Here is an 18312-nt window from a genome sequence, read left to right on the forward strand (position 1 = left end):
CCCCTTGCCTGCAAAGACCGCAAACAAGCCCGTTGTCGTAGCTTAAAGCGGACGAATCCGTGCAATATCGGGCTTGTTCACAAATGCCGTGAAGGCATCCCGCAGCCGCTCCCCCTCGTCCATCGCCAAGCGCCACGCACGGATGCGGGCATCGTGATCCAGCCCATAAAACCTGAAATCGCTGCGGTCGATGATTTTTCCGCGCGGCATCTTGGCAAGAAACGCATGGCTCGGCGCCACGATCAACACGTTGTCCAGCCAGCCGCGGTTCGGTCCGCGGGCGGCGCGGCGCCATGGCAGCGCCTTGTCCAGCCAGCCCGGCACGATGTGCTCGGAGAAATGGGGATACAGCACGATGTCGCCGGGCGCCTGCGCCGCCACCCGGGCGTACGGCAGCGCCAGGTTGTAATCGATGATGCCGCCGTCCCAGTAGTGGCCGGACGGTGCGCCGGCGATGTCGCGCACCGGCTTCATCAGCATCGGCAGGGTGCCCGAGGCCAGCAGGCCGGCCGTCAGGTTGTCCGGCGTGAGCGGGGCGAAATGCGTGGCGAAGCTGTCGAAGCGGTCGCGCAGCCAGGGCGTGTTCGCACGGCGGTCGCCGAGCACGACGCGGTCCATCAGGTGCGCCAGCTTGTCGCGCGAAAAGAGGTTGTGCAGCGCCGCTGCGGCGAATCCGCGCATCTCGGCGTGACGGTGGCCGGGCGCCGCGAGGGCGCGCTTGCCGCGCACCGTCAGCACGTGCAGGCGGTGGTGCGGGTGATTGACGATGTCGTCCTCGTGGCCGCGCACGAATTCGTTCAGCAGGCCCTGCACGACGGCGTCGATCTGTTCCTGCGACGGCTTCGTGCTCGTATAGCGCTGGCCACTGTAGAGCTCGCCCAAGCGCGCGAACGCTTGCACCGGATCGCGCTGGCAGGCGGCCGCCATGCGCCAGGCGCCGATCGACGAGCCGATCAGCACGCGCTCGCGCGGCGCGCGCGGGAACCACTCGCCGAACACCCACTGGTCGAGGGCGCGGAACACGAGACCCTTTGGTCCGCCCGCCGCGGCAGGCACGACGGCGACGTCTTCCGCGCGCAAGCCGTGCGTGCGGATCCGGGCCAGGGCCAGCGGGCCCGCGTGGAAAGTCAGTGCGCTCATCGCGGAATTATCGCAGGAAGAGCACGATTGCGTAGGCTCAAGGGTCAACGGATCGCCCTCCGTAACATGGTCCGGTCGCCCTTCCGACTTGAGCATGTGGAGCCCGCATGACCAGTAGATATTGTGCCCTGCTAATGCTGATGATCGTCACACTGCTGGCGCCGTTCGGCCATGCGCGCGCCGGCACGGACAGCGATTCCTCCGCCATCGTCGAGCGCCATGTCCGGCACTATGTCGTCGAGCAGGACGGCACGTACCGGCTTGCCGTGGACGACGTCCGCACCATCGCCGGGTTACGTGCCCTGCGGGACCAGGGCCGGTTCGCCATCCGCTACGACAGGGCGCAAGACGACCTCGTATCGCTGGACGCATACACGCAAAAGCCCGGCGGGCGGCGCATTCCGGTGCCGCAGAACGCCATCCACGATCAGCCGGACGCGCACGCGAGAACCATCGTGTTCCCCGATGCGGCGCTGGGCGACCAGCTGGTCGTGCACTACGTCATGCGCCGCCGCATACCGCCGTTGCCCGGCCACTTCGAAGACGTGGCGGTCATGCCTTTTCAATTCCACCGGAACACCACCGTGATCTACGACATGCCGTCCACCCTGCCGCTCCACGCGGATGCCGTCGGCTTCGTGCCGGTACCGGCCGACAGTCCCCCGGGCCGGCGGCGCTACCAGTGGCGCTACGTGAACGAGGCCGATGGGCATGGCGAGGCTGGCGCCGTCAGCGTGCTCGACGACGGCCACCGCCTGGCCGTGTCCACCTTCGCCGACTACCCGGCGCTCGCCGCCGCCGTACGCGACGCCGCGGCCGGCAAGGCGCTGCCCTCTCCCGCCCTCGCGGCACTGGCGCACCGGCTGGCGGACGAACTGCCCGACGCGCGCGCCCGCGTGCTGGCCCTGTCGGACTGGGTGCGGAACAACGTCCGCCGCGGCGACGACAAGGACCACGCCACGCGGCTGCAAGCCATGCTGGCCGCCATCGGCATCGACAGTACGCCGGCCCTCGTCAACGGCGGCAACGCCTACCGGCTGCCGGACGCGCCCGTGCTGGCCGTCCTCGACCACATGATCCTGTACGTACCGGCGCTGGACCTGTTCGTCGACCCGGCGGCGGCATCCGTCCAGGCCGGCTATTTGCCGCCTGCGTTGCTGGGCAAGCCCGTGCTGTTGATCAGGAGCGGCACGTTCGCGATGACGCCGGTGCTGCAGCCGCAGAAGGTCCGCGCGGTGGCCACGGTCGACGTCGATCATGACGGACACGTCAGCTTCAACGTGGACCGGGCCATGTCCGGCGCGCTGGCCGAGCCCTTGCGCGCGATGGCGCGCGATGTCGCGGCAGGCGGGCGCGAGCATGCCGCACGAACCAACCTGCGCGACGTGAAACAGGGCGGCGATGACGACACGCTGACGCTGTCCGGCACCGACAATGTTGGCGCCTTGCGCACGGGACGGACGCTGGCAACCAGCCACCGCGCCTGGAGCGTCGTGGACGCCGCCGTGGCAGGCCTGACGCAGGAACGCGACCGGCACCACGACTTCGTCTGCCCGGCCATCGACGCGGAGGACGAGACCCGCCTGCGCCTGCCGCCGGGCCTGCGGCTCACGTCGCTGCCGGCGCCGGCCAGCGTGATTGCTGGCGGCATCTTCTATCGCGCGATGTATGTGCGCGAGAGCGACGGCGTGCTGGTCAAGCGCCGCCTCACATTCCGCCACGGCCGTGCGACCTGCTCGCCGATCGATGCCCGTGCCATGCAACCGGCGCTGGAACGCATCCGGCGCGACCTGCGCAGCCGGGTCGCCGTCGCGACCGATGCAAAGATCAAACCCGGGCGCTCAGACAGTGCCATCCCGCGCAAACGCCTCGCGCCACCCGCACGCGTGCAGCCTGGCCACGGCCTCGTCCGTGAGATCGAAGCGCAGGTCGACGCGATCCCGTCCCGAACGGTAGCCGCCGGGCCAGCGGGCGATCTCGATGAAGCCGCAGCGTTTGAAAAAGCCGGCCGTGTGCGGATGCGTATCGACCGTCACGTAGCGGGGCCGCAGCTTGCGTCCGGCCATGTGCAGCAGGCGATAGGCCAGCAGCGCGCGGCCGATGCCCGTGCCGTGGCGGTCGGCCCGCACGAGGCCGAACACGAGCGTGCCGAGGTCGTAGAACTCGGACAATTCGTAGCCGCCGAAGCCGACGATCTCGCCCGCCTCGACCACGACGAACAGCGGACCGTCCGGGTCGTCCAGCGCGGAACGCAGCCATGATTCCTCCGATGCCGGGAAGTGAGCCGGCACATTGGAGCGAAAGGCCGCCAGCACGGCCTTGCGGTCGTCCAGACGGTAGCGGCGGATACTGATCTTCATGGCGGCAGCCTAGCACAGTGAACTGTCGCGCGCCTTGTACGCCAGGGCAATGGCCGTTACATTAGTGCCATGCAACCCGATGAAACCATTACCGTCGAAGACGCCGTGCAGGTGCTGGCCATGGTCGGCGACCTGTCCATGGGCCTGTCGCCGGATCACTCCATCCGCACGGCGCGGCTTGCCGCCCGGCTGGCGGAAGAAAACGGCGACGGTGCCGATGCCTGCACGAGCACGAGAATGGTGGCGCTGCTGCGCTGGTCGGGCAGCACGGCGACGGCGGCCGGATTCGCGCACCTGCTGGGCGACGACGTCAGGGGCCGCCATGCGATGGTGACGCGGACGTTGTCCGGCCACGCCGGCCTCACGTTCGCCAACGTGATGCCGCTGGCGCAAATGCAGTGCGAGGTGGCGGGCGATATCGCCGTGCTGCTCGGGTTGCCGGGAGACGTCGAGAACAGCCTGCGCCACCTGTTCGGCAGCCACCACCGCGGCGACATGCAGGAGGTGCTGTTCGCCCCGAACATCCCGCGCGCCGTGTTCTATGTGCGTCTGGCCGGCGACCTGGAAGTGCTGGCGCCCGCGCACGGGACGGACGGCGCCTTGCGCCTGATCGGCGAGCGCGCCGGGGTGAAATATCCGGCGACGTTCGTGCAGAGACTGTCGCCGCATGCGCAGGACTGGCTGGGCATGCTGGAAGAACCGTCCTGCGCGGCCGATTATCCCGGCCACGACCGGCGCGTGCCGTTGTCCATCGTGGCCGACGTCATCGAACTGAAGCTGCCGTGGCTCACGGGCTATTCGCGCCGCGTGGCCGCGCTGGCGCGGCGCAGTGCGTCGCTGGCCGGCATGATGGCACTCGAAGAAAGTCCGCTGGTGCGGGCCGCGCTGCTGCACGGCATCGGCAAGGTAGCGATACCGAACGTCGTGTGGGAGCGGCCGGGCAAGCTCGATGCGGATGACTGGGACCAGGTGCGCAAGGTGCCGTTCTGGACGGCGCGCGCGGGCACGCAGATACCCGCGATCCAGCACGAGGCCACGCTCGCGTCCTTCATCTACGAGCGCCTCGACGGCAGCGGGTATTTCCGCAAGGCGCGCGGCGAAGCGTTAGGCATGCAGGAACGGCTGCTCGGCGCGGCCGCCGCGTTCGTCTCGCTGTGCTCGCCGCGGCCATGGCGGCCCGCGCATGGCGAGGCGGCCGCGTCCACGTTGATGACGGCACAGGCGGCGGCCGGACGCTTCGACCGCCAGGCTGTCGAGGCCGTCCTCGCGGCGGCCCGCGGCCCCGCACAACGGCCGCCCGTGCGCGACCGCCTGCTGTCCGATCGGGAACTCGAAGTGCTGCGCCACATCAGCCGGGGCGAAACGAGCCGCGAGGCGGCCCGCGCCATGCGCATCACGCCGGCGAGCGTCCGCATGCACGTCGACAATATCTTTCAGAAGCTGGAATCGGGCTCACGCCCCGCGGCCACGTTGAAGGCGCTGGCGCGCGGGCTAATCTGAGACTCGTGAACACCGGGGTCAGAGCCCGATTTTGAGCAATTTCCAAATTTCGGGCTCTGACCCCGGTTTGCGGCAACGTCAGTCCGTGTGCAGCTGCATCGTCGCAGCGCTCATCTTGCCTTCGCATACCATCGGGATAATGCGCAGGCTTTTATCGATGGCTTCCTCGATCAGGGTCTGCTCTTCGCGGCGCGGGCGATGCAGCACGAAGTCGGCCACGGCCTGCTGCAAATTCAGCGTGCGCGGATGGCCGATGCCCAGGCGGAGGCGCCAGTAATCCTGGGTGCCGAGCGCGGCCGTGATGTCTTTCAGGCCGTTGTGGCCGCCCGAGGAACCACCGCGCTTGAGCTTGGCGGCGCCCGGTGGCAGGTCGAGTTCGTCGTGCACGACGAGGATCTCTTCCGGTCCGATCTTGAAGAAGCGTGCCAGGCCCCCCACCGACTGGCCGGAGCGGTTCATGAAGGTCAGCGGCTCGAGCAGCCAGACGTCCTTGCCTGAGATCGATGTCTTGGCGACCATGGCGTTGAAGCGCGATTCGCGCTGCAGGTGGCAGCCGGGCAAGGAGTTGGCGAGGTTGTCGACGAGCCAGAAGCCGGCGTTGTGACGGGTTTGTTCGTATTCCGGGCCGGGGTTGCCGAGGCCGACGATCAGGCGAATGTGCATAAAACGTGAAAATCGAGCGTAAAGCTCGATTATCACGTAAAACGCGGCCGGCGCGGCCGCGTGAACGATCATTGAGCGCTTATTTGCTCGCGGCGACCGCGTCCAGGATCACCTTGGCGACGTCCGCCGGACGCGACTGCTGCGGCACGTGGCTGGTCGGCAGCTCGGTCGTCTTCGCGCCGATGGCCTTCGCGAAGCGGCGCTCCAGGTCCGGCTGGATCATGCGGTCGTTCTTGCTGACGATGTACCAGCTCGGGTGGTTTTTCCAGGCCGCGACCGTCGTCTTCTCGCCGAACGCTTTCACTGCAATCGGGCCCTGGGTGGCGGCCATCACGGCGGCGTGATCGGCGGGCACGTCCTGGGCAAAATTCTCTTTCAGCACGGCAGGCGACAGGCTGGCGAAGCCAGCTTTGTCGACCGTCAGCTTGGTGATGCCCGGTGCCGGCGGCAGGTCCTTGCCGAGGTCGGCGGTAGCCTGGCCGGCATCCGGCGCGAAGGCCGCGACGTAGACGAGGCTGGCCACTTTGTCGCCCGCGCCCGCTTCCGTGATCACGGTACCGCCCCACGAGTGGCCGACGAGCACGACCTTGCCCGGCTGGTTGTCGATCGCGCGCCTGGTGGCGGCGACGTCGTCGGCCAGCGAGGTCAGGCTGTTCTGCACGGCCGTGACCTTGACGCCCTTGGCCTGCAGCAGCGAGATCACTTTGGCCCAGTCGGAGCCGTCGGCGAATGCGCCGTGGACGATGACGACGGACGGTTGCTCGGCGGCGGTGGCGGCGTGGGCGAAACCGGTGCCGGCGGCGGCGATGGCGGCAGCGGCGGCGACGTTGCGGAGGACGGTGGTGATCGATGCTTTCATGATGGCTCCCTTAGTTGGTCAGTAGGTGGTTCGTTGTTGGGGTGTCGATGGAAGCCAGTGTAGAGAGACGGACCGAACCGCGGTATCGGTCGATCGACCGACCCCGACCTTGCCGCCACGCGCCATCGTCGTTACAGTACCGGGATGCAAATCGACAACACCGTCTCCGTCGAAGACGCCGTCCAGGCCCTGGCCCTTGTCGGCGACCTGTCCATGGGCCAGCCGACCGATGGCTCCATCCGCGCGGCACGACTCGCGGCGCGCCTCGCGCAGGCCGACGGCGCTACGCTTGACGCCTGCTGCCATGCGCGGCTCGTCGCCCTGCTGCGCTGGTCCGGCTGCACGGCGAACGCGTCCGGCTTCGCGACCCTGCTCGGCGACGACGTCGGCGGCCGCGACGCCATGCTCACGCAGACGCTGCCCGCGGACAATCCGCTGACGGTCCAGAGCGTGACGCCGCTGGCACGCATCCACTGCGAGGTGTCGGGCGACATCGCCGGCCTGCTGGGCCTGCCGGCCGAAGTCGAGGCGGGGCTCCGTCACGTCTGGGAGCATTACGATGGCAATGGCCTGCCGGAACGGTTGCGCGGATCGGCCATTCCGACCGTCGTCTTCTACACGAGCCTGGCCGGCGACCTCGAGATCCTCGCGCGGACGCATGGCCTGCCCGAGGCGCTGCAGATGATTGCCCGGATGGCCGGCCGCAAGTACCCGGCGCCGCTCGCGCGCCTGCTTGCCGGGCACGCGCAGGCGTGGCTGGACGAGCTGGACACGCCGGCGCCGGCGGCCGTCGACCCGCTGCTGGCGCGGCACGTGCCGCTGTCCATCGTGGCCGACATGATGGAGTTGAAGCTGCCGTGGCTCGCGGGTTACTCGCGCCGCGTGGCCGAGCTGGTGGAAGCGGCCGCCGCGCGCGCGGACCTGTCGCCGGCCCAGCAGCAAAGTCTCGGCCGCGCCGCCCTCATCCACGGCATGGGCCGCGCGGCGGTATCGAACACGATCTGGGAACGGGAGGGAAAACTCAGCGCCGCCGACTGGGAAAAGATCCGGCTCGTGCCGTACTGGACCGCGCGGGCCGGCGTCCAGATCCCGACCCTGCGTCTTGAAGCCGCACTGGCGTCGCACGCCTACGAACGGCTGGACGGCAGCGGCTATTTCCGCAACCTGGATGCCGATGGGCTCGGTCTGCCGCACCGCCTGCTGGCGGCCGCATGCGCGTACGTGGCGCTGTGCATGCCGCGGCCATGGCGTCCGGCGTATTCACAAGATGAGGCTGCGCGCGTGCTGGCCGGGCAAACACAAAGCTTCGATGCCGATGCCATACGCCACGTTATTGAAGCGGCCGGCGTTCCGGCGGCCGGCGTCCCGGCGGCCGGCGTTCGGGCGGCCGGCGTCCCTGCCCCAGCGGCACCGGCCCGCAAGAGCCTGCTGTCCGACCGCGAAATCGAAGTCCTGCGCCGCATCAGCCTGGGCGAAAGCAACAAGGAAGCGGCGCGGGTCATGCAGATCAGCCCGTCAACCGTGCGCACGCACGTGGAAAGCATTTTCCGCAAGCTGGCGTGCTCGACGCGGGCCGCGGCCACGCTCAAGGCGCTCACCCTGGGACTGATCTGAAAAACAAAAAACCCGCCGGACTCGCGTCGCGGCGGGTTTTGTGATGCTGAGTAAAAATTACTCGGCAGCGGCTTCGGCCGTAGCGGCACCGCGCGGGATCGACGAGGTGGCGACGGTCTGGTCCTTGCCGTGAGCAACGATGGTCACGCCTTCCGGCAGGGCCAGCTGCGACACGTGGATCGACTGGCCGGCTTCCAGCTTCGACAGGTCGACGGTGATGAATTCCGGCAGTTGGCCCGGCAGGCAGGACACGTCCAGTTCGTTCAGCACGTGCGACACGATGGCGCCGCTCAGCTTGACTGCCGGCGAGATCTCGGCGTTGACGAAGTGCAGGGCGACCTTGGCGTGGATCGGCTGCGAAGCGTCGACGCGCTGGAAGTCAGCGTGCAGGACCAGTTGCTTGTATGCGTGCATCTGGAAGTCACGCAGCAGGACTTTCTGCGTCTTGCCGTCCAGTTCCAGATCCAGGATCGAACCGTGGAAAGCTTCTTTCTTGAGCGCGTGGAACAACGCGTTGCCGTCCAGGGCGATCAGTTCCGGGGCAGCGGCGCCACCGTAGATGATGCCCGGGGTCTGGCCGGCGTTGCGCAGGCGGCGGCTCGCTCCGGTCCCCTGCTGAGTACGTGCAAATGCGACTACTTTCATGGTGTTACTCCAAAGTGTGGGCCCGAATGCCGGCGCGTGCCGGCCCGGTTGCCCGGGTTGTGATGTCCCCGCGACCAGGGACATCGGTAAAGAGCGCACTCGCGCACGCTCAAGAAATTCGGTACAGCTTGATGCGCCAACGGCGCGCCAGCATCTTTACCTTGCGCGCCGTGTCTTACGGGTCATTCATGCGTTTTGTGGGCTCGGGGAGCCCACCCTACGACGATAACGAATCGTAGGGTGGGCACCCCGTGCCCACCATGCATACCGCGAAATTAATCGACGAACAGCGAGATGACCGAGTCGCCCTTGACGATACGCTTGAACGTTTCGGCCAGCAGCGGTGCGCAGGTCAGCTGGCGGATCTTGCCGCAAGCCTGGGCAGCCGGGCTCAGCGGGATCGTGTCGGTGACGACCAGTTCATCCAGCGGCGAGTTCGCGATACGCTCGATCGCCGGGCCGGACAGGACCGGGTGCGTGCAGTACGCGACGACTTTCTTCGCGCCACGCTCCTTGAGGACTTCGGCGGCCTTGGTCAGCGTGCCTGCGGTGTCGACCATGTCGTCCATGATCACGCAGTTGCGGCCTTCGACTTCACCGATGATGTTCATGACTTCCGACACGTTCGCCTTCGGGCGGCGCTTGTCGATGATCGCCAGGTCGCAGCCGAGGCGCTTGGCCAGGGCACGGGCACGCACCACGCCGCCGACGTCCGGCGACACGACGAGCAGGTCGTCGTAGTTGCGCTTCTGCAGGTCACCCAGCAGCAGCGGCGATGCGTAGATGTTGTCGACCGGGATGTCGAAGAAGCCCTGGATCTGGTCGGCGTGCAGGTCCATGATCAGGACGCGCTCGACGCCGGCTTCCTGCAGCATGTTCGCGACGACTTTCGCCGAGATCGCGACACGCGCGGAACGCGGACGGCGGTCCTGGCGGGCATAGCCGAAGTACGGAATCGCCGCGGTGATGCGGCCAGCCGATGCGCGCTTGAGAGCGTCGACCATCAGCATGATTTCCATCAGGCTGTCGTTAGTGGGAGCGCAGGTCGATTGCAGAACGAAGACGTCCTTGCCGCGAACGTTCTCGTTGATTTCGACCATGACTTCGCCGTCGGAGAACTTCGAAACTACGGCTTTGCCGAGAGGAATGCCGAGGTTTTTTGCGACCCCTTCTGCTAGCGCCGGATTGGCATTGCCGGTAAAAACCATCAGGTTTTCGTAAGCCATGGGAGTCCCAGAGATGTAAGAGCGTTGAAAGAAACTTGAAAAGTCGCTAATCGTCGGATGATTAACGCTGAACCACAAAAAAAAATGAGCCGCTCATTGGCGGCTCCATTTTTATCTGCCTGCTGGAGCACGTGTCATCATCAGCTCAGGCAAAGAAACTTTGGCAGGGGAACAAGGATTCGAACCTTGGTATGCCGGAATCAAAATCCGGTGCCTTAACCAGCTTGGCGATTCCCCTACACTGAAACTTACAGCTTGCCGCTGCACTCGATTATTATATCGTCGAATGCGTCGACAGGCAGAATTTTATTCTACAACTCGTTGATTTGCAAGAGCGATTTCATCGGATGTCGCTGCAGCGCTTTCGCTTTCCACGCCCTCCACCGAGCGGGCACATGCTTCAGTACCCGTTCAGCTTCCTGCTCTGTGGAAAATGCGCAAAACACGCACGAGCCCGAACCAGTCATCCTGGCCGCTCCGTAACCACCCAACCATTCGATCGCCTCTGCTACCGGCGGGAACAAGCGGGCTGCCACGTCCTGCAAATCATTTTTTCCGAAGCCAATCAAATCATTCGATTCGACATGTCGTCTGGAAAAGTCCGATATTGTGATGGCTTTCGTGTTTCTTGTCAAATCGGGGGCCGTAAAAATTGCAACGGTGGGAACGGACACGCCCGGCTCGATGACCACATACCAGCAATCCGGCCCCGGCACGGCCTGCAATGCCTCCCCCACGCCTTCGGCGAATGCCGTCTCGCCGAACAGGAAAAACGGGATGTCCGCGCCCAGCGGCAGGCCCAGCGCGATCAGCTCGGCATCCGTCAGGCCGGCCTGCCATAGATGATTGGCCGCCATCAGCGCCGTGGCCGCGTCGGACGAGCCACCGCCGAGTCCGCCGCCCATCGGCAGGCATTTCTCGACGGCGACGTCGATGCCGGGCGGCAGGCGCCCGTGGCGGCGCTGGTATTCCGCCTGCAGCGCGCGCAGGGCGCGGACGATCAGGTCCTGCTCTTCCGGCACGCCGGGCACATCCGTCGTGCGCACGATGCGCTCGTCGCTCCGTACATCGAAGTGCAGCGTGTCGCTGCGGTCGATGAGTTGGAACACGGATTGCAGCAGGTGGTAGCCGTCCGGCCGGCGGCCCACGACGTGCAGGAACAGGTTCAGCTTGGCCGGCGCGGGACAGTTGTGCAGAGACGTCGGCGCCATGTCACGCCACCGGATCGATGACGATGCGGATCGTCAGCGCATCGCCGACGGCCGTCGTGCTGCGCTCGGCATCGATGCGGCGCGGCATCGGGGCGCCGCCCGGGCCGTTCTGCCATTCCACGAAACGCAGGCGCCAGCCGTCGTTCGTGACGACGCTGTCGTGCGCGGGCGACGCCGTGAAGCGCTTGCCGCTCGCGTCGACGGCATAGCCCTGCAGCCAGTCGCGCAGGCCGCTCACGGGCAGGGTCCAGCCGAGGGACTTCGCCGTCAGCGTGTCGATGTCTTTTTCCACGCGCGGCGCGCGGCCGGACTGTTTCAACGTCGCGGTCTCGGGCGTGACCGTGATCTCGGCGACGGTCTGGCCCAGCGGCGAGAACAGGGAGACATCGATGCGGCCGGGGCGCTGCGCCCACGTGAAATTGCCGTTGATCGATTGCGGCTGGCCATCCTTCTGGTAGTTCGCAGCCAGGCGGCCGTTCAGGTCGATGGTGTCGCGGTAGGCGCCCACCTGGGCGGTCGGGTTGGCCAGCGGGACGTTGGCGGTGGTGGCGCAGCCGGCCAGGGCCGCGACGCAGGCGGCGGCGATAACGAATCGGGAAAGTGAATGCATCGGCATGAAGTCAGCAAGTCGAATGAACCGACGGACGCCGCAGCGTCCGTCGATTGTCATTATTTCACAGAGTCTGGTGCAGGCGCGCCAGTGTGCTCTTCAACGCGTCATTCTTCGGATCCCTGGCCTGCGCCTCGCGCCATAGCTTGCGGGCATCGTCCTTCTGGCCTTTCTTCCACAGCACTTCGCCCAGGTGGACGGCGATTTCCGGATCGTTGCGCACCTCATAGGCCTTGCGCAAGTGGACCTCGGCCTCGTCCAGCTTGCCAAGGCGATAGTTCACCCAGCCCATGCTGTCGAGGATGAACGGGTCGCCCGGCGCCATTTTCAGGGCCTTGGAGATCAGTTGATAGGCTTCCTTCAGGCGGATGTTGCGGTCGGCCAGCGAATAGCCGAGCGCGTTATAAGCCTGCATATTGTCCGGCGACTTGGCGATCACTTTCCGCAGCGCCTTTTCCATCACGGCCGTCTTGCCCATCTTTTCGGCCATCAGGGCATAGTCGTACAGGAAGTCCGTATTGTCCGGGAAGCGCTTGACGCCCTGCTCCATCAGCTTGAACGCGTCCTTGGCCTGGCCCGCGTCGCGCAGGATTTGCGCTTCGACGAGGACGATCTGCGCCTGCTCCGTCTTGTCGTCCGTCTTCAGGGTGCCCAGCAGCTTGCGCGCGCCGGCGACGTCGCCCTGCTTCGCGGTCAGCTGGGCGCGGCGCAGCTCGGCGCCGAACTGGACCTTCGGATCCTCGGTGTCGAGCCGGTCGAGCCAGTCGGCCGCAGCCTTGTAATCGCCCCGTTCCTCGGCGATCTGCGACAGGATCATCACGGCCTTCGACGGGTCGCGCTCGTCTTCCGGCGCCTTGTCCATCAGGTCCACGAAGCGGCTGAAATATTTTTCCGCGGCCGTGCGGTCGTTCATCTGCATCGACAGGATGCCGAGCGCGTACAGGGTGCCCGGATTGTCGGGCTGGGCTTTATCCAGCGTGAGGAATTCCTGGCGCGCGGCCTCGTACTGCTTTTCGTTGACGAGCAGGCGCGCATACGCGGAACGCACTTCGCGCGCCTCCGGGTGGGCGGCGAGGAAATCCTTCAGCACCTTGATGGCGCCGCCTTCGTCCTCGCTCACCTGGGCCGCGGTCAGCGCGGCGATCTCGGAATCGGGCTTCAGTTGCAGGGCCGTTTGCGCCTCGCGCCTGGCGGCCGCCTTGTCGTTGCGCGCCAGCGCGGCTTGGGCCAGCACGACGTGCGTTTCCATCAGGTTGCCGTACGGCGCGACGAGGCGCTCGAGCATGGCGCTGGCCGCTTCCTTGTCCTTGGCACGCAGCAGCAGTTGCTGCATCTGGAACATGACGAGGCCGCGCGCGGCCGGGGTCGCGTCCGCCAGACGCTGTTTCAAGATATTTTCGGCCTCGCCGAGGTTGTCGGAGAGGATGACCAACCCCAGATAGTACTGGCTGGCCTCTTCGGAGTCCGGTGCGTACTGGCGCCACAGTTTCACGGCGGCGAGCGCGTCGTCGGCCTGCTTGGCGGACAGCGCCATCTCGGCGGCGCGCTTGGCCAGGCGCGGGTCCTTCGTCTGCTGGGCCAGGCTCATCATCGTCAGGTACGGTCCCTGCCAGTCCCCGTTCTTGTAGGCCATCTCGGCCTGCATGAGCTGACTCATCATGGCCGGGGTCATCTCGACGTTGGGAAGTTTTTCGGCCTGTTCGCCTTCCTTGGCCTGGTCGGGATGGTCCCGGGCTTCGGCGGCGGCGAGCGGCTGATCGGACAGATCCTGGGCCGGTTGCTGCTGCTTGGGAGCCACAGCGCAGGCCGACAGCAGTGCGGAGAGGGTTACAATGGCGAAAGCGTTTTTCAAGGCAAGTCCCACGTCATCGAGATTGTCCGATTCTACGCCATGCACCCGCCCCGCGTGCGCCGCTGCAACACGAATTTACATTCCGATCATTTCAAAGGGTCGCTTCAACATGTTCAGGGCAAGGCGCAGCGACGCAGACAGTGCTGTAGCACGGCAAGGAGCTGCAACACCGCACTGGACATTTTTAAGCGAGACCATACATGCCTGAATTACCAGAAGTGGAAGTCACCCGGCGGGGGGTTGCACCTCACCTGGAAGACCGCATCGTCGAAGACGTCGTGCCGCGCCGCGACGGCCTGCGCTGGCCCTTTCCCCCGAATCTGCGCGAGCTGCTCACGGGCCGCCGCATCCTCGGCACGGGCCGGCGCGGCAAATACCTGCTGCTGACATTCGAACATGGCACCTTGATCGTCCACCTGGGCATGTCCGGTCATTTGCGCGTGCTGCCGGAAGGGGTCGAATTGAAAAAGCACGACCACTTCGACCTCGTCGTGCGCGGCCCGGAAGGCCGGCGGGTGCTGCGCCTGCACGACCCGCGCCGCTTCGGCGCCGTCCTCTGGCACGGCCACGACGACGGCGAGCTGGAACAGCACGTGCTGCTGCGCGGCCTGGGCGTGGAACCGCTCGAAGACAAGTTCTCCGGCGCCCTGCTCCACCAGGCGACGAGAAACCGCAGTGCCCCGATCAAGCAGGTGCTGCTCGCGGGCGACATCGTCGTCGGGGTCGGCAATATCTATGCGTGCGAGAGCCTGTTCCGCGCCGGCATCAACCCGAAGACGGCCGCCGGCAAGATCAGCCGCGCCCGCTACGACAAGCTCGCCGAAGCGATCCGCGACATCCTCGCCGCCGCCATCGTGCAAGGTGGCAGCACGCTGCGTGACTTTATTGCCGTAAATGGTCAATCGGGCTATTTCCAGCAGACATATTTCGTCTATGATCGTGCAGGAGTTCCTTGCCGCAACTGTGGCACGCCGGTCCGCCAGATCAAGCAGGGCCAGCGGTCCACGTTCTACTGCGCGGTCTGCCAGCGGTAAGGTCATCGACGAGGCACGGGACACGCGGGACACCTAATATGCAGGATTTGCAACAGTACGCGTACTGGCGCGCGCAGGTCGCCCAGGCGCTGGAAGCGTATCGCGGCTGGGCCCAGGGGGCCGAGCTGCTGGACGGGGCGGCGGAACAGCGCGTCGCGCGTGCGCTCGCACGGCTGCGCGACGACCGCCTGTCGGTCGCGTTCGTGGCCGAATTCTCGCGCGGTAAATCCGAACTGATCAACGCCATCTTCTTTGCCGACTACGGCCAGCGCATCGTGCCGTCGAGCCCCGGCCGCACGACGATGTGCCCGACCGAATTCGCCTGGGAGCCGGCGCTCGTCCCCTGCATCCGCCTGCTCCCGATCGAGACCCGCGCCGAGCGCCTCGCGACGGGCGACTATCGCGACGTGCCGGATGCGTGGACCGTGCTGCCGCTGGACCTGTCCGCGCCGGAGCGCATGCACGAGACCTTCCTGCAGGTGAGCCTCACGCGCCGCGTCGCGCCGGACGAAGCGCAGCGCTACGGCCTGTACGATCCCGACGATCCCGACCTCGCGGCGACCCTGGGCGCGGACGGCCTCGTCGAGATCCCGCGCTGGCGCCATGCGCTGATCAATGTGCCGCATCCGCTGCTCCAGCAGGGCCTCGTGATCCTCGACACGCCGGGCCTGAATGCGATCGGCACGGAGCCGGAGCTGACGCTGAACCTGATCCCGAACGCGCACGCCGTGCTGTTCATCCTGGCCGCCGAGACGGGCGTCACGAAGAGCGACATCGACGTCTGGCGCACCCATATCAACGCCGATTCCGGGTCCAATGCGGGACGGATCGTCGTGCTGAACAAGATCGACGCATTGTGGGACGAGCTGCGCAGGCCGCACGACAACGACGCCGCCATCGCGCGCCAGCAGCACGACGCCGCGCGCCTGCTGGGCGTGGCGGATGCGCAGGTGTTCCCGGTGTCCGCGCAAAAGGCCCTCGTCGGCAAGATCACGGGCGATTACGCCCTGTTCGAAAAGAGCCGCATGGGCGCGCTGGAATCGGCGCTGTTCCATGAACTGATCCCGGCGCGCCAGGACATCCTGCGCCGCCAGCTGCAGGAGGATCTCGCGACGTTGACGGGCGCCCAGTCCGCGCTGCTGGCCGCGCGCGGGCGCGACCTCGTCGAGCAGCTGCAGGAACTGCAAAGCCTGCGCGGCAAGAACCAGGGCGTGATCGCCCACATGGTGCGCCGTGTCGAGATGGAAAAGAAGGAATTCGACGCCAGCCTGTTCAAGCTGCAGGGCACGCGCGCCGTGTTCACGACCTTGTCGACGGAGCTCTACTCCATCATCGGCATGGACGTCGTGCAGGACCATGTCGAGGCCGTGCGCGCCGCGATGGAAGCCGCGCGCTTTTCGACGGGCATGCGCGCGCCGGTGCGGACCTTCTTCGACCAGGCGCGCGCATGCCTGGCTGCGGCGCAAGCAAAAATCGCCGAGATCGCGGCGATGATGGAGACGATGGTGCGGCGCTTCTCCACCGAGCACGGACTCGCGCTGGCGCTGCCGGCCGCGCTGTCGCTGGAACGCTACCGCCGCGAGATCGACGCCATCGAAGCGATCTATGTGAAGCAGTTCGGCACGGCGACCCTGCTCATCACGATCCGCGGCACCCTGCTCGAACGCTTCTTCGACACGATCGCGTCGCGCATCAAATTCGCGTTCCGCGAAGCGAACGGCGACGCCGAGGCGTGGCTGAAGGTGGTCATGGCGCCGCTCGAAGCGCAGATCCGCCAGCACCGCGACCAGCTGCGCCACCGCCAGGCATCGATCCAGCGCATCCTGGAAGCCACCGACAGCCTGGAACAGAAAATCGCCGCCTTCGAGGCGGCCCAACACGACCTGGAGCAGGTCAAGGCGCGGCTGGTGAATTTATCCGGCGGCGTCGCGGACGCCTTGCGCGCCGACCTGCCCGAATTGCGAGCAGCTTGATAGATGAAACGCAGCACCGACACCGAAATCCTGTCCGACCCCAGCTTCTCGCGCGCCGTCATCGACTGGCAGCGCGCCCACGGCCGCCACGCCCTGCCCTGGCAGAACACGCGCGACGCGTACCGCATCTGGCTCTCCGAGATCATGCTGCAGCAGACGCAGGTGACGGCGGTGCTGGCCTATTACGCGCGCTTCCTCGAGCGCTTCCCGACCGTGCACGACCTCGCCGCCGCGCCGGCGGAAGACGTGATGACGCACTGGAGCGGCCTCGGTTACTACACGCGGGCGCGCAACCTGCACGCGTGCGCCAGGCGCGTCGTTGCCGACTACGGCGGCGTGTTCCCGAGCGACCCGGCACTGCTGGCCGACCTGCCCGGCATCGGCCGCTCGACGGCTGCCGCCATCGCCGCGTTTTCCGCCGGCGCGCGCGCCGCGATTTTGGACGGCAACGTCAAGCGCGTGTTCGCGCGCGTGTTCGGCATCGACGAATACCCGGGCCTCAAGCCGGTGGAAGACGCGTTGTGGCGCCGCGCCGACGCGCTGCTGCCGGAAGGCGACGGCATCGAGGCGTACACGCAGGGCCTGATGGACCTGGGCGCCACGCTGTGCACGCGCGGCAAACCGGACTGCGACCGCTGCCCGCTGCGCGACCGCTGCGTGGCATTCGCGACCGACCGCACCTCGGTGCTGCCCGTGCCGAAGCCGAAGAAGGCGACGCGGGAGCGGCGCGCGCTGATGCTGGCCGTCGTCGACAACGGCCAGGTGCTGCTGCAGCAGCGGCCGGATTCCGGCATCTGGGGCGGCCTGCTGTCGCTGCCGGAATACGATGGCCACGTGGCGCTGGACGAGGCGGACGACGTGTCGCCGACGACGCTGGCCGGCGCCGCCGGCGAGTTCGGCACGGTGGCCGAGGTCGAACCGCTGCTGCCGCTGGTACACGGCTTCACGCACTACCGCCTGCACATCCAGCCCTACCGGATCGGCCTTCAGGCGCGCGGCGAGGCGCCGCCGGGCCACGTGTGGTGGGACCTGGCGACCATCGCGGACGCACCGCTGCCGGCGCCGATCAAGAAGCTGCTGGGGCAACTGGCCGCCCCATCGCTGTTCAGCTAACACCGGGGTCAGAGCCCGATTTTTGGAAATTGGCACTAGGCTTTTGCCCAAATTCGGGCTCTGACCCCGGTTGTCTCCTGACAGGAATTGACAGTGGTCCGGCCTAGACTGGCCGCACTGTCAACCAATGAAGGAGAACACCATGCTGACCCCGACCTACACCATCCTCTACGTCGCCGATCCGCACGCCAGCGCACGCCTGTACGGCAAGCTGCTGGACGCGCAGCACGTCGAGAGCTCGCCCACGTTCGTGCTGTTCCCGCTGGAGAATGGCCGCATGCTGGGCCTGTGGGCGAAGTCCGATGCGGTGCCGGCCGCCGACTTCCACGGCTGCGGCAGCGAGCTCGCGTTCCGCGTGACCGACGACGCGCAAGTCGATGCGCTGCACGGCAAGTGGCGCGACGCCGGCCTGCGTATCCTGCAGGCCCCGGCCAAGGTGGATTTCGGCTACACGTTCACCGCGGCCGATCCGGATGGGCACCGGCTGCGCGTGTTCGCGCGCGGCGAGTGAG

15 protein-coding genes, 1 tRNA gene and 1 pseudogene are annotated in these 18312 nt (G+C 66.8%); 7 read left to right on the forward strand and 10 right to left on the reverse strand.

Features of this window, described 5'->3' with window-relative positions; translation table 11 throughout:
* Nucleotides 1-42: 42 nt before the first annotated feature.
* Complete coding sequence (locus ACL58G_RS02010) at nucleotides 43-1140, reverse strand: patatin-like phospholipase family protein (protein ID WP_440964886.1); 1098 nt, start codon at nucleotides 1138-1140, stop codon at nucleotides 43-45.
* A gap of 140 nt (nucleotides 1141-1280) precedes the next feature.
* Here ACL58G_RS02010 and ACL58G_RS02015 point away from each other — a divergent pair.
* Nucleotides 1281-1820 (forward strand): annotated as a pseudogene (locus tag ACL58G_RS02015) (DUF3857 domain-containing protein); the annotation flags it as partial.
* 1161 nt (nucleotides 1821-2981) lie between these two features.
* Here ACL58G_RS02015 and ACL58G_RS02020 read toward each other — a convergent pair.
* Complete coding sequence (locus ACL58G_RS02020) at nucleotides 2982-3500, reverse strand: GNAT family N-acetyltransferase (protein WP_413386180.1); 519 nt, start codon at nucleotides 3498-3500, stop codon at nucleotides 2982-2984.
* 69 nt (nucleotides 3501-3569) lie between these two features.
* On the opposite strand from ACL58G_RS02020, the gene ACL58G_RS02025 reads away from it, so the two are divergent.
* Nucleotides 3570-5000 carry an HD domain-containing phosphohydrolase gene (locus tag ACL58G_RS02025; RefSeq protein WP_440964888.1) on the forward strand — a complete coding sequence of 477 codons (1431 nt, stop codon included), beginning with the start codon at nucleotides 3570-3572 and terminating at the stop codon, nucleotides 4998-5000.
* A gap of 78 nt (nucleotides 5001-5078) precedes the next feature.
* On the opposite strand, the gene pth is transcribed toward ACL58G_RS02025, so the two are convergent.
* Both pth and ACL58G_RS02035 read right to left on the reverse strand, forming a co-directional pair.
* Entirely contained in the window at nucleotides 5079-5663 is a 585-nt protein-coding gene (gene pth, locus ACL58G_RS02030; protein WP_413386178.1) for an aminoacyl-tRNA hydrolase, read from the reverse strand.
* 79 nt (nucleotides 5664-5742) lie between these two features.
* Nucleotides 5743-6522, reverse strand: a complete 780-nt coding sequence (locus tag ACL58G_RS02035) for an alpha/beta fold hydrolase (protein ID WP_440964889.1) — start codon at nucleotides 6520-6522, stop codon at nucleotides 5743-5745.
* A 144-nt stretch (nucleotides 6523-6666) separates the two neighbouring features.
* Here ACL58G_RS02035 and ACL58G_RS02040 point away from each other — a divergent pair, with 144 nt between their 5' ends.
* Complete coding sequence (locus ACL58G_RS02040; RefSeq protein ID WP_440964891.1) at nucleotides 6667-8136, forward strand: HD domain-containing phosphohydrolase; 1470 nt, start codon at nucleotides 6667-6669, stop codon at nucleotides 8134-8136.
* A gap of 57 nt (nucleotides 8137-8193) precedes the next feature.
* Here ACL58G_RS02040 and ACL58G_RS02045 read toward each other — a convergent pair whose 3' ends face one another.
* The 6 genes from ACL58G_RS02045 to ACL58G_RS02070 form a co-directional block, all read right to left on the reverse strand.
* Complete coding sequence (locus ACL58G_RS02045) at nucleotides 8194-8781, reverse strand: 50S ribosomal protein L25/general stress protein Ctc (protein WP_413338968.1); 588 nt, start codon at nucleotides 8779-8781, stop codon at nucleotides 8194-8196.
* Nucleotides 8782-9056: 275 nt separating this feature from the next.
* Complete coding sequence (locus ACL58G_RS02050) at nucleotides 9057-10007, reverse strand: ribose-phosphate pyrophosphokinase (RefSeq protein ID WP_056126570.1); 951 nt, start codon at nucleotides 10005-10007, stop codon at nucleotides 9057-9059.
* 161 nt (nucleotides 10008-10168) lie between these two features.
* Nucleotides 10169-10245: transfer RNA gene (locus ACL58G_RS02055), tRNA-Gln, on the reverse strand.
* A gap of 73 nt (nucleotides 10246-10318) precedes the next feature.
* Nucleotides 10319-11218, reverse strand: coding sequence for a 4-(cytidine 5'-diphospho)-2-C-methyl-D-erythritol kinase (ispE, locus tag ACL58G_RS02060; RefSeq protein WP_440964893.1), 900 nt, complete (start codon nucleotides 11216-11218; stop codon nucleotides 10319-10321).
* A gap of 1 nt (nucleotide 11219) precedes the next feature.
* Nucleotides 11220-11834, reverse strand: coding sequence for an outer membrane lipoprotein LolB (locus ACL58G_RS02065; protein WP_413386174.1), 615 nt, complete (start codon nucleotides 11832-11834; stop codon nucleotides 11220-11222).
* Nucleotides 11835-11892: 58 nt separating this feature from the next.
* Nucleotides 11893-13680 (reverse strand): tetratricopeptide repeat protein, encoded by a 1788-nt coding sequence (locus ACL58G_RS02070; RefSeq protein WP_440964895.1) that lies wholly within the window; start codon nucleotides 13678-13680, stop codon nucleotides 11893-11895.
* 200 nt (nucleotides 13681-13880) lie between these two features.
* Between ACL58G_RS02070 and mutM the strand changes: the two genes are divergently transcribed.
* The 4 genes from mutM to ACL58G_RS02090 all read left to right on the forward strand — a co-directional run bounded on the left by mutM (nucleotide 13881) and on the right by ACL58G_RS02090 (nucleotide 18311).
* Nucleotides 13881-14714, forward strand: a complete 834-nt coding sequence (gene mutM / locus ACL58G_RS02075; RefSeq protein WP_440964896.1) for a bifunctional DNA-formamidopyrimidine glycosylase/DNA-(apurinic or apyrimidinic site) lyase — start codon at nucleotides 13881-13883, stop codon at nucleotides 14712-14714.
* 38 nt (nucleotides 14715-14752) lie between these two features.
* The gene (locus ACL58G_RS02080; protein ID WP_440964898.1) at nucleotides 14753-16687 is read left to right on the forward strand and encodes a dynamin family protein; all 1935 of its coding nucleotides are present in this window, start codon (nucleotides 14753-14755) and stop codon (nucleotides 16685-16687) included.
* A gap of 3 nt (nucleotides 16688-16690) precedes the next feature.
* Nucleotides 16691-17800: an A/G-specific adenine glycosylase gene (gene mutY / locus ACL58G_RS02085; protein WP_440964900.1), complete on the forward strand. Its 1110-nt coding sequence runs from the start codon at nucleotides 16691-16693 to the stop codon at nucleotides 17798-17800.
* Between the two features lie 142 nt (nucleotides 17801-17942).
* Entirely contained in the window at nucleotides 17943-18311 is a 369-nt protein-coding gene (locus tag ACL58G_RS02090; RefSeq protein WP_440964901.1) for a VOC family protein, read from the forward strand.
* The last annotated feature ends 1 nt before the right edge of the window (nucleotide 18312 follow it).

The organism is Massilia sp. GER05, from assembly GCF_052056005.1.
Lineage (GTDB): Bacteria > Pseudomonadota > Gammaproteobacteria > Burkholderiales > Burkholderiaceae_D > Telluria > Telluria orientalis.